The sequence below is a fragment of the Actinosynnema sp. genome, from assembly GCF_052038725.1.
Window position 1 is genome coordinate 1 of the sequence record NZ_JBQGCX010000874.1, and the last position, 10,832, is coordinate 10,832.

Consider the following 10,832-nt stretch of genomic DNA (forward strand, 5'->3'; position numbering starts at 1 on the left):
GCCGCGATCCCCGACCACCTCCGCGACAAATCCAAGTCGAACTCCAACGGCCGCCCCCGCAGGTCCAACAAAACCCCACCCGCCGCAGGCACCGTGACCAACGCCGCGATCAAATCCATCAACCGATGCGTATCCGACCCCGGATCAGCGAACGCGTCCACCGACCCCTCCGCCACGAACGCGGTCTCCAAACAGGTCGTGCACAAAACCCGAATCCGATCAGCCCGGTTCGCAACCCGCATCCAGGCTTCCTCAGTCCCGCGCTTGGGCCGCAGCAAGCACACCGAGGCCCCGTCCAACGACGTCCGCCCGGTGGTCCGGAACGCCGCGGCCTCCCCCGCCCGAGCCCCCCAGGCCCGCCCGGTGTCGAACCACACCGTCAACGCCTCAACCGGCTCCGAGTCCAGCACCAGCGCGCCCGCGTAGCACGACAGCGGCACCCCCAGCGCCGCGTTGGCCGACCCGTCCACCGGGTCGATGCACAACGTCGCCGCGGACCCGTTGTCGACGAACCCGGCCTCCTCGGACAGCAGGTTCACCCCGACCTCGGCGCAGGCCTCCAGGATCGCGTCCTCCACGATCCGGTCCACCCGCATCGTCGGAGTCCCATCCGCCCCGAGCGCGACCTCCTCCCGCAACTCCAACCGGGTGTACCGCCCCCTGGCTTCACCGTAGGCGCGCGCAGCGGCCCGCGCGGTCGCCGCCAGCGCGGGATGGGTACCAACAGGGATCTGGGCTTCAGGCACAGGCCAAGGAGTCGTCACACCCCCAACATGCCACGGGGAGGGGCCGCCACACGCGACCCCTCCCCGTGATTCACCGCGCTCCCACCAGCGGCTCAGCGGACCAGCCAGCTCACCGGCCCAACTCAACCCACCGGCTCAGCTCACCGGCTCAGATCAGCCCGAGGGCCTTCACCGCGTCGCGCTCCTCGACCAGCTCCGCCACGGAGGCGTCGATCCGGGCCCGCGAGAACTCGTTGATCTCCAGCCCCTGGACGATCGAGTACTTCCCATCCTTGACCGTCACCGGGACCGAGGAGATCAGCCCCTCGGGCACCCCGTACGACCCGTCCGACGGAATCGCCATCGACACCCAGTCGCCCTCAGCCGTCCCGTTCACCCAGTCGTGGATGTGGTTCAGCGCAGCGTTCGCCGCCGACGCCGCCGAGGACGCACCCCGAGCCTCGATGATCGCGGCGCCGCGCTTGGCCACGGTCGGGATGAACTCGTTCTCCAGCCACGCCTGGTCGTTCACGGCCTCGGCGGCGTTCTTGCCCGCCACCTCCGCGTTGAACAGGTCGGGGTACTGGGTGGCCGAGTGGTTGCCCCAGATCGTGAGCTTCTTGATGTCGTCCACCGACACGCCGAGCTTCTTCGCGAGCTGCGAGAGCGCCCGGTTGTGGTCGAGGCGGGTCATGGCGGTGAACCGCTCGGCCGGGACGTCCGGCGCGTGCTGCTGGGCGATCAGGGCGTTGGTGTTGGCCGGGTTGCCGACCACCAGGACGCGCACGTCGTCCGCCGCGCCCGCGTTGATCGCCTCGCCCTGGGGCTTGAAGATGCCGCCGTTGGCCTGGAGCAGGTCGCCGCGCTCCATCCCCTTGGTGCGGGGGCGGGCGCCCACGAGCAGGGCGACGTTGACGCCGTCGAACGCCTTGGTGGCGTCGTCGGTGATGTCGATGCCGTCCAGGAGCGGGAACGCGCAGTCGTCCAGCTCCATCGCGGTGCCCTCGGCGGCCTTCACGGCCTGCGGGATCTCCAGCAGCCGCAAGCGCACCGGGACGTCGGGACCCAGCAGGTGGCCGGAGGCGATGCGGAACAGCAGGGCGTAGCCGATCTGGCCGGCCGCGCCGGTAACGGTGACGTTCACGGGCGTGCGGGTCATGGAGCCTTCCCGAAAGACGGATGCGGGCTTCAGTCCTCGGGGTCGACCACTAGGCAGGCAGGCCTGTCAGCGGCGGTCTCTACTCCGGGACCGCGCACCGGGCGGGGTTGCCCGGTGGTCCGGAGGTTACCAACCAACGGGCCGTGCGAGGGTGTGACAGTGGACAACCCGGAGATCGAACTGGAGCAGGTCGTCGGCGAGGACTACACCGACGCCGTGCTGTACGAGCAGGTGTGGGAGCGGAAGTCGTTCGTGGGCTGCGACTTCTCCGAGGCGGACATGCGCGGCCTGGTCACCAGGGGCTGCACGTTCACCGACTGCAAGTTCACCCGCACCGACCTCGGCGACTCCCGGCACACCACCTCGGCGTTCCGCTCCTGCCGCTTCGACCGCGCGGTGCTCGGCGGGGCGGTGTTCGCCTCCTGCTCGCTGCTCGGGTCGATGTTCGTGGACTGCTCGATGCGGCCGATCACCATCACCGAGACCGACCTGACCCTGGTCAGCCTCAGCGGCGCGGTCCTCCCCAAGGCCTCGCTGGCCGGTCTGCGGATGCGCGAGGCGAACCTGGAGTCCGCGAACCTCACCGGCGCCGACCTGCGCGGGGCCGACCTGTCCGGGGCGCGGCTGACCGGGACGAAGCTGGTGGACGCCGACCTGCGCGGGGCGCGGCTGGACGCGAACGGCCTGGTGCAGGGCGTGCTGCGCGGGGCGAAGGTCGACCTCGACACCGCCGTGGCCTTCGCCGCCGCGCACGGGTTGCTGGTGCAGTCCTAGATACGCCGCCGGCGCGGTCCTAGAACGCCGAAGGGCCGGGACCACCGCGGTCCCGGCCCCTCAGCCGCTCTCACCCCGCCCTCAGTGGACGGGCGCCTCCTGGTCCGCGACCTCGACCAGCACGCCGTCGGCGAGCATGTCGTCGATCGTCTTGGGCAGCAGGTAGGCCGTGCCACCACCGGGCTGCTCGAACCACGCCACGGCGGTCCCGGTCAGCACCTCGACGCTGCGCCGCAGCCGGTACGCCCGGTACGGCCGGTTGATCCACGAGGGCACCAGCGACCGGTGCGGGAACGGCGTCCCGATCTTGTAGACCAGGTTGCCCTCCCCGCTGCCGTACCGGTCGACCTCGGTGCCCGCGGGCAGCTCGACCATCTGCTTGTGCCGGAACAGCGTCAGCGGCGGCTCGCCGTTCATCGGGTTGATCGGCCACGCCCGAACCGCGGCGGCCGGGGCCGGGGACGCGGCGGGCGCCTGCTTCGGCGGGGTCGCCTCGGCCTGCGGCTCGACCGGTCGGGGGGGCGGCGGCGGTCCGGGCCGGAACCCGTTGCCCGCCATCGGCGGCCGGGGCTGCTGCGGCGGCTGCGGGCGACCGGGCGGCGGCATCGGCGGGCGCGGCGCGCGCATCCCCGCCATCACCAGCTTGCCGACCAGGAACGACCCGGCGTCCTCGACCTTGTCGAACGTCGACGGGTTGGCGAGCCCCTGGTCGTACCAGCCGACCACCCAGCGGCGCCCGTCGAACCGGAGCACCCACGTGCGGTCGACCTGGTCGTCGCCGATCAGGTAGGCCGTGGGCGGCACGTTCAACTCGGCCAGCGTCTGCCGCAGGCCGCGCAGGTGGTCGTTCTCGTCCGGCGTGACGCCCCGCGCCGGTTCGGCCCGGCGCTCCTCGAACTCCGGCGAGGGGTCGAAAGGCGTGGGGGTGGTCCGGGAGTCGTCCTCGAACCGAGGCACATCAGCCCGCTCGTCGGCCCGCACATCGGTCCGCTCATCGGCCCGTTCGCCGAACCGCACGTCGGCCCGCTCATCGGAACGCTCGCCGAGTCGCGCATCGACCCGCTCACCGAGCCGCTCACCGAGCCGCTCGCCGACCCGCGCATCAGCCCGCACCTCGGCCCGCTCGTCCGGCCGCTCGTCCGCGAGCAGGGCGACGGGATCCATGTGCTGGGTGGCCTGCGGCCCGGCCAGCGGCTTCCCGGACCGGCCCGACTCGGCGCCGAACCCGCCGTCCTCGTCCCCGTCCTCGTCCTCGAACCGGTCCGCCTCGGCGGCGTCGAACCGCTCCGGGCTCGTCGCCTCGAACCGCTCGGGCCGGGTCGCCTCGAACCGGTCCGCCTCGACCGCGTCGAACCTGTCCGGCTCGGTCGCCTCGAACCGCTCCGGCTCGGTGGCGTTGAACAGCTCGGGCTCGGTCGCCTCGAACCGCTCCGGGCTCGTGGCCTCGAACCGCTCCGGCTCGGTCGCCTCGAAGTGCTCGGGCTCGGCGGCCTCGAACCGATCGGCCTCGGCCCGGTCGAACCGCTCCGGGCTGGTCGCCTCGAACCGCTCCGGCTTGGTGGCCTCGAACCGGTCAGGCTCGGTCGCCGAGAACGGCTCAGGACGCTCGTCCTCGAACCGCTCCTCGTGCCGCTCGTCCTCCCGGCGACGGTCCCGGTCGTCGAACCGCTCGGCCTCGGGCTCGACCTCGGCCCGTTCGTCCTCGCGGTCCTCGCGGTCCTCTCGGTCCTCTCGATCCGCGCGGTCCTCGCGGTCCTCATGGCCCTCGTGGTCCACGTCCTGGTCACGCGGGCCGTCACCGGGCCCACCCCCCAGAACCACGGGCCCCATGTACTGCGTGGCCTGCGCCGACTCGTACCGCGCAGCCTCCTCGGAGGCGCGCTCCTCCGGCTCGTCGTCCTCAGGCCGGACGTCGGCCTCCTCGGCCGCCGCGCCCCGGATGTCGCTCGGCTTCAGCGCACCGAGCCCCAGCTCGTCCGCCCCGCGGTCACGCGCGCGCTCGTCGTCCCGGCGCTCGTCGTCCCGGCGCTCCTCGGGCTCGGGGGCGGTCTCGTCGACCTCGTCGCGCCCGAGCGGGGAACCGCCCTCGGGCTCCGCACCCCGCGCCGCACTCGCACCGGCAGCGGGCTGCTCGGGCTGCTCGGGCTCGTCGACGGGCTCCTCGCCGAACGGGTTCCAGGCCTTGGTGCTCTCCTCGGCCTTCTCCCGCTCGTAGGAACCGGGCGCGAAGAGATCCATGCCGTCCACGTAGGACTCGCGCTGGTGCCGATCGTCCGCGACCGGCCCCTCCTCCTCGAACGTGACCCGGTAGGGCGGCCCACCCGTCCCGTAGTTGATGTTCTGCTGCTTGACCTCCTCGAAGGTCAGCGCCCGATCACCACCACGGGCCCCTGGCTGCACGGGACCGGGCTGCCCAGCGGCCTCCCGACCACCGTCACCAGCCCCGACCCCGCCGACCCCGCCGCCCTTCACACCCGGCGCACCCGGCGCACCCGGCGCCTCGGGCCGGGGCGCGACCGTCGTGGCCTGCTCCTGCAGCGCCGACGCCACCGGCTTGACCTGCACCGGCGTCTTGGGCAGCGGCGTCCCCTGCGGCGCGGCGGCGGCCCCGAGGGTCACCGCGGCGGCCTGCCTGGTCTCCTCCGCCACCTCCGGCAGCACGAAGTCGTGCGACCGGACCCACGACACCAGCTCGGCCTCGGGCGGAACCCCGTAACCACGCAGGTAGTACGCGACCGCCGCGGGCCAGATCCACGTGCCGTCCGTCTGGAACGCCACCGGCACGACCTGCGGCACGTCCGGGTCGAGCACGTCCGCGTCGAACCCGCGCCCGGCGACCACGACGGGCGCCCGGTCCAGGTAGTTCAGCAGCAGCTCGCGGTCCGCGTCGGACACCGGGGGCCGGTTGACCGTGGGCCGCCCGCCCGCGCCCGCGCCGTCGAACACGCGGGTGCTGCGGAACCGCTGCCCACCGGACCGCGCCTCGGCACCGCCAGGCGCGCGATCGCCACCGGGAGCCCGGTCACCGGCGGGAGCGACGGCAGACGCGCCACCCCCTCCACCAGCCCCGGCGGCGGCAGCGGGCTTGCCCGCCCCCTGCGCCCCACCGGGAGCCGCCCCGCCGGGAGCCCCCTGCGGCGCACCCGGCGCACCAGCGCCAGCCGCACCAGCACCAGCACCCACACCAGCCCCACCAGCCCCACCAGCGTCCTTGACCCTGCGCCGCAGCCACTCCGGCGTGTTCTCGTCGGTGCGCGGGAAGAAGCGCACCTCGTCCAGGTAGGCCTGCTGCGGCGGCGGGTTCTGCCAGGTGGGCTCGGCGCGGTCGAAGTCGAGGTTGTAGCTCGACGGGTGGTCGAGCTGGTAGCGCGCGTTGGACCAGCTCCCCCGGCCCTCCCGGTACATGCCCGCGCGCAGGCGCGCGAAGAGCTGCGCCACCTCCTGCGGCGGCGACCAGGTGCGCGCGGACCCGTCGACCCCGCGGACCTCGGCGGCCAGCTCGAAGTACCGACCGGTCGCGCGGTAGTCCGCGGTGACGTGCCGCCACTCCTCCGGCGCGGCGCGCATCAGGGTGAGGCCGATCTGCTTGACCAGCGCGTCCTGCTCGGTCGGGTTCAACGGCTTGGGCTCGGACACGTGCACCATCTTCCCCCGCGACTCCCGGTGCGCGCACGGCCCCCCGTTGCACCGAACGGAGTAACCCGCGCGGTGCCGGGGGCCGCGGGCTCACGGCCGGGGTGGCGCGGACGTCGGTCCGAACACCTCCACGAGGCTCCCGTCGTGCAAGAAGTCCCGCACCGAACGGGCGAGGAAGAACCCCGAGCCGCCGCCGACCTGCTCGAACCACGGCACCGCGACGCCGCGCAGCGCCGGGATGGGCCGCTGCACCCGGTACACGTGGTACTGCCGCTCGTAGAACTCCTTGGGCAGCGAGCGGTTCACCTCCGGGGTCCTGGCCGCGTACACCAGGTTCCCGTTCTCGGCCCCGTGCCGGTCCACCTCGGTCCCGGCGGTCAGCAGCACCGGCTCGTGGTCGCGGAACAGCGACAGCGGCGGCTCGTCCGGCATCGGCTGGATGCCCGCGACCGTCCGGACCGGACCGGTCGCCGGGCCCTGCGCGTCGCGGAGCCTGGCCGCGCGCGCCGAGTCCCGCCCGTCGTCCCAGAGCAGCTGCCCCAGCCGCGCCCGAGCCGCGTCGCCCGCGTGCCGGTGCACGACCGGCCTGCCCTGCGGTCCGCGCGAGGCGTCCCAGAACTGGACCTGCCAGCCCCGCTCGCCGGGCGCGGGCTCGATCACCAGCGCGTCCGGCTTGGGCTCGACGATCGAGTACTCGCTCGGCGCGACCCCGTAGTGGTCGAGCCGGGCGCGCAGGTGCTCCAGGGCGCGCTGGTCGGCCTCCGAGATGCCGCGCGGGCGGTGCGGCGGCACCGGGGCCCCCGGCACCCGCCCGCTCGCCACGGCGGTGGCCCGCTCGCGCGCGGCCTCGTCCACCTCGGGCACCCGGTAGTCGTTGTCCCTGATGTGCTGGACGAGCTGCGGCAGCACCGGCACGCCGTGCTCGCGCAGGTAGTACGCGGACCCGGCGGCCCACACCCACGTGCCGTCGCTGTGGAAGCCCATCGGCACCGAGGCCGAGCGGGCCGGGTCGAGCGCGTCCGAGCCGTCGCCGGGCGCGGGCAGCACGACCGGCGCGGACTCCAGGTAGGCGAGCACGTCGTCGCGCTCCTGCGGGTGCACGGCGGGCCTGCGCTCGAACGTCGGCGTGCCCTGCCCGTCGACCCCGTCGAACAGCGGCGCGGCGTGCACCGGCGCGGGTTCGGGCAGCCCGGCCCGCTCGCGCAGCCAGCCGGGGATCTCCACGTCGGCGCGCGGGTGCAGCGCCAGCTCCTCCACGTACTGGCGCTCCGGCGGGCGGTGCGTCCACGCGGGCTCGGAGTCCCAGTCCTGCTCGGCCGAGTACTCGCCGGGGTGGGTCAGCCGCAGGCGCAGCGCGAACCAGGCCCCGTGGACCGGGTCGGCCATGCCCTCCCGCAGGTGCAGCAGGAGCGGCAGGGCCTCCTCGGGCAGCTCCCAGGCGGACTCGCGGCCGTGCAGGTCCAGCAGCGAGGTGGACGACTCGACGTGGCCGCCCATCACCCGCACCTCCAGCAGCAGCCGCTCCCAGTCGCCGGGCAGCCGGTGGGCGAGCAGCGCGGCCACCGAGTCGAGGACGGCTCCCTGGTCGTCGGCCGTGAACAGCGGGCCGGTCATGCTCTCTGCTCCTCGTCGTGGGCCTGCGCGAGGCGGTCGCGCAGCCAGTCCGGCAGGTAGGCCTCGTCGCGGGGGAAGGCTTCCAGGTCGCGGGCGTAGTGCGCGGCCGGGACCTCCGGGTCCCACTTCGGGTCGTGGTCGAAGTTGTAGCCGACGTGGATGTCCGCGGGGGCGTTCACCGCGCAGCGCGCCGAGAACCAGGTGCCCCGGCCGGGGACGTGGACGAGCTGCCGCAGCTCGGCGAACGCGTCGGCCACCCCCTCCGGCACGGCGAGCCCGAGCGACCGGCCGTCCGCCAGGTAGGCGGTGGCGGTCAGGTCGCGCGCGGCGACGCTGATCCGCACGACCAGGTCGACGCGCAGGAACCCCTCGGGCGCGACGCCCAGCAGCGCCTCGCCGATCACCTGCACCAGCTCCCGATGCCGCTCCTCGGCCCCGTCCGGACCGGAGGACTGCGTCGTGGTCATTCGGGCAACTCCCGTAAGCGCGAAAGTGGCGATCACCCGACCGTACCCAAGACACCGCCGCCGCACGTGGACATCCGCACCACGACATCCACCGCGACATCCACCACGACATCGACCGCGACCTACCGCGCCGCCGCCCGACCGCGCACACTGCCTCCCGGCCCACCCCCGCCCCTCCTCCCCCTCCCCGCACCCGAGCAGCAGAGGACCGCCAGTGCCAGCACCCGACCACCGCTCCCCCGCCGACCGGGCAGGCGCCCCCTCGTCCCCCTCCTCCCCCTCGCCCGCCGAGCCCGTGCGCGCCGGTCTGCGGGCGCTGGGGGCGCTGATCTCGTTCGCGGGCGGCCTGTTCCTCGCGGTCCAGGGCCGGATCAACGGCGAGCTGGGCCGCGCACTCGGCGACGGCTTCCTCGCCGCGCTGGTCTCGTTCGGCGGCGGGCTGCTGCTGCTTCTGCTCGCGGTTCCCACGACCCGCCGGGGCCGGGAGGGCGTGGCCCGGTTGCGCTCGGCGCTGCGCGAGGGCCGCATCCGGTGGTGGCAGTGCGCGGGCGGGGCGTGCGGGGCGTTCCTGGTGTCCACGCAGGGCCTGACCGTGAGCGTGCTCGGCGTCGCCCTGTTCACCGTGGCCGTGGTCGCCGCGCAGACCGTGAGCAGCCTGTTCGTGGACCGCGCAGGCATCGGCCCCGCCGGTCCGCGCCCGCTGACGGCGCCCAGGGTGGCGGGGGCCGCGCTGGCCGTGGCGGCCGTGGTGGTGGCCGTGTCGGACGACCTCGGCACGCCCGCGAACCTGTGGCCCGCGCTGCTGCCCGCGCTCGCGGGGATCGGGCTCGGCTGGCAGCAGGCGGTCAACGGCCTGGTGCGCGAGGCGTCGCGGAGCACGCCGGTGACCACGATGGTGAACTTCCTGACCGGCACGGTGGTGCTGCTCGCGGTGTGCGCGGTGGACCTCGCGCTGGGCGGCCCGCCCACCACCGCGCCGGGTGAGCCGTGGCTGTACGTCGGCGGCGCGCTGGGCATCGTGACGATCAGCACGGCGGTGCTCGCGGTGCGCTGGACCGGCGTGCTGCTGCTCGGGATGTCCCAGGTGGCGGGGCAGCTGGTGGGGGCGCTCGCGGTCGACGTGGTGGTCCCCACCGCAGGTCAGCCGCTCGCGGCGGTGACCGTCGTCGGCACCGCGCTCACCCTGCTGGCGGTGGTGGTCGCCGCGCTCCCGAGCCGGGGGTGATGCGAAGATGGGCGCTGTGACGGCGACGACCCTCAACGGCAGGGCAACCAGGGATGCGATCTTCGAAGACCTGCGCACGCGGGTGGCCGCGCTGGCCGAACGCGGTGTGACGCCCGGCCTGGCGACCGTGCTCGTCGGCGACGACCCCGGCTCGCACTCCTACGTGAAGGGCAAGCACTCGGCGTGCGCGAAGGTCGGCATCACGTCGATCCGCCGCGACCTGCCCGCGGACACCACGCAGGAGCAGCTCGAAGCCGTCATCGACGAGCTGAACGCCGACCCGGCCTGCACCGCGTACATCGTGCAGCTGCCGCTGCCGCGGCACCTCGACGCGAACGCGATCCTGGAGCGGATCGACCCGGCCAAGGACGGCGACGGCCTGCACCCGGTGAACCTGGGCAAGCTCGTGCTCGGCGACGAGGCCCCGCTGCCCGCCACGCCGCGCGGCGTGGTGGAGCTGCTGCGGCGCTACGACGTGCCGCTGGCGGGCGCGAACGTCACGGTGGTCGGGCGCGGGGTGACGGTCGGCAGGCCGATCGGGCTGCTGCTGACCAGGCGCAGCGAGAACGCCACGGTGACCCTGTGCCACACCGGCACGAAGGACCTGGCGGCCGAGGTGCGGCGCGCCGACGTGGTCGTCGCGGGTGCGGGCAGCCCCGGTCTGATCACCGCTGACATGATCAAGCCGGGTGCCGCCGTGGTCGACGTCGGCATCACCCGCACCGAGCAGGGCCTCGTGGGCGACGTCCACCCGGACGTCGCCGAGGTGGCCGGGTTCCTGGCCCCCATCCCCGGCGGTGCGGGTCCGATGACCATCGCGATGTTGCTGACCAACACGGTCGAGGCGGCCGAGCGCGGCCTCGACGCGGTCTGATTGGTGGAACGGTGGAGCTGATGCCGCAACAGGGCTGGCGGGGGGCGGCGGGCCAGCACCTGCCGTTCGCGCTGGTGCTCGGGGTGACGCTGGTCGGTCTGGTCCGCATCCTGCAGTACAACTGGCGCGAGGGCGTGGTGCTGATCGGCGTCGCGCTGCTGATCGCGGCGGTGCTGCGGGTGCTCGTGAGCGACGTGCAGGCGGGGCTGATCGCGATCCGGGGGCGCGGCGTGGACGCGCTGCTGTACTCGGCGATGGGGCTCGCGGTGATAGTCGTGGCGATGACCATCACGGGCGGCCCGCTGGACCGGGCCTGGTAGTGGTGCCGCGGGCGGGCCTCCGGGCGGGGCCCGCGGGA

General features: G+C 74.1%; 9 protein-coding genes. 4 read left to right on the forward strand and 5 right to left on the reverse strand.

Annotation, left to right across the window (positions count from 1 at the left end; translation table 11 throughout):
• A partial coding sequence (locus tag ACTUAL_RS17955; protein WP_440901075.1) for an inositol monophosphatase family protein occupies positions 1–644 on the reverse strand: 644 nt, incomplete at its 3' end.
• A gap of 250 nt (positions 645–894) precedes the next feature.
• A complete protein-coding gene (locus ACTUAL_RS17960) occupies positions 895–1,884 on the reverse strand; it encodes a malate dehydrogenase (RefSeq protein ID WP_440901076.1) in 990 nt (329 codons plus the stop codon).
• Between the two features lie 159 nt (positions 1,885–2,043).
• On the opposite strand from ACTUAL_RS17960, the gene ACTUAL_RS17965 reads away from it, so the two are divergent.
• A complete protein-coding gene (locus tag ACTUAL_RS17965) occupies positions 2,044–2,658 on the forward strand; it encodes a pentapeptide repeat-containing protein (RefSeq protein WP_440901077.1) in 615 nt (204 codons plus the stop codon).
• Positions 2,659–2,739: 81 nt separating this feature from the next.
• On the opposite strand, the gene ACTUAL_RS17970 is transcribed toward ACTUAL_RS17965, so the two are convergent.
• The 3 genes from ACTUAL_RS17970 to ACTUAL_RS17980 all read right to left on the reverse strand — a co-directional run bounded on the left by ACTUAL_RS17970 (position 2,740) and on the right by ACTUAL_RS17980 (position 8,375).
• Entirely contained in the window at positions 2,740–6,303 is a 3,564-nt protein-coding gene (locus tag ACTUAL_RS17970; protein WP_440901078.1) for a TNT domain-containing protein, read from the reverse strand.
• An 81-nt stretch (positions 6,304–6,384) separates the two neighbouring features.
• Positions 6,385–7,908 carry a TNT domain-containing protein gene (locus ACTUAL_RS17975; RefSeq protein WP_440901079.1) on the reverse strand — a complete coding sequence of 508 codons (1,524 nt, stop codon included), beginning with the start codon at positions 7,906–7,908 and terminating at the stop codon, positions 6,385–6,387.
• Positions 7,905–8,375: a hypothetical protein gene (locus ACTUAL_RS17980; RefSeq protein ID WP_096497051.1), complete on the reverse strand. Its 471-nt coding sequence runs from the start codon at positions 8,373–8,375 to the stop codon at positions 7,905–7,907. The genes ACTUAL_RS17975 and ACTUAL_RS17980 overlap by 4 nt, the downstream gene beginning before the upstream one ends.
• Positions 8,376–8,589: 214 nt before the next feature.
• On the opposite strand from ACTUAL_RS17980, the gene ACTUAL_RS17985 reads away from it, so the two are divergent.
• Genes ACTUAL_RS17985 through ACTUAL_RS17995 form a run of 3 tightly spaced genes read left to right on the forward strand, consistent with a single transcriptional unit; the run spans position 8,590 to position 10,794 of the window.
• Positions 8,590–9,600, forward strand: coding sequence for a DMT family transporter (locus ACTUAL_RS17985; RefSeq protein ID WP_440901080.1), 1,011 nt, complete (start codon positions 8,590–8,592; stop codon positions 9,598–9,600).
• A gap of 16 nt (positions 9,601–9,616) precedes the next feature.
• Positions 9,617–10,474, forward strand: a complete 858-nt coding sequence (locus ACTUAL_RS17990; protein WP_198320575.1) for a bifunctional methylenetetrahydrofolate dehydrogenase/methenyltetrahydrofolate cyclohydrolase — start codon at positions 9,617–9,619, stop codon at positions 10,472–10,474.
• A 20-nt stretch (positions 10,475–10,494) separates the two neighbouring features.
• Positions 10,495–10,794 carry a DUF3017 domain-containing protein gene (locus tag ACTUAL_RS17995; protein ID WP_096498100.1) on the forward strand — a complete coding sequence of 100 codons (300 nt, stop codon included), beginning with the start codon at positions 10,495–10,497 and terminating at the stop codon, positions 10,792–10,794.
• Positions 10,795–10,832: the final 38 nt, after the last annotated feature.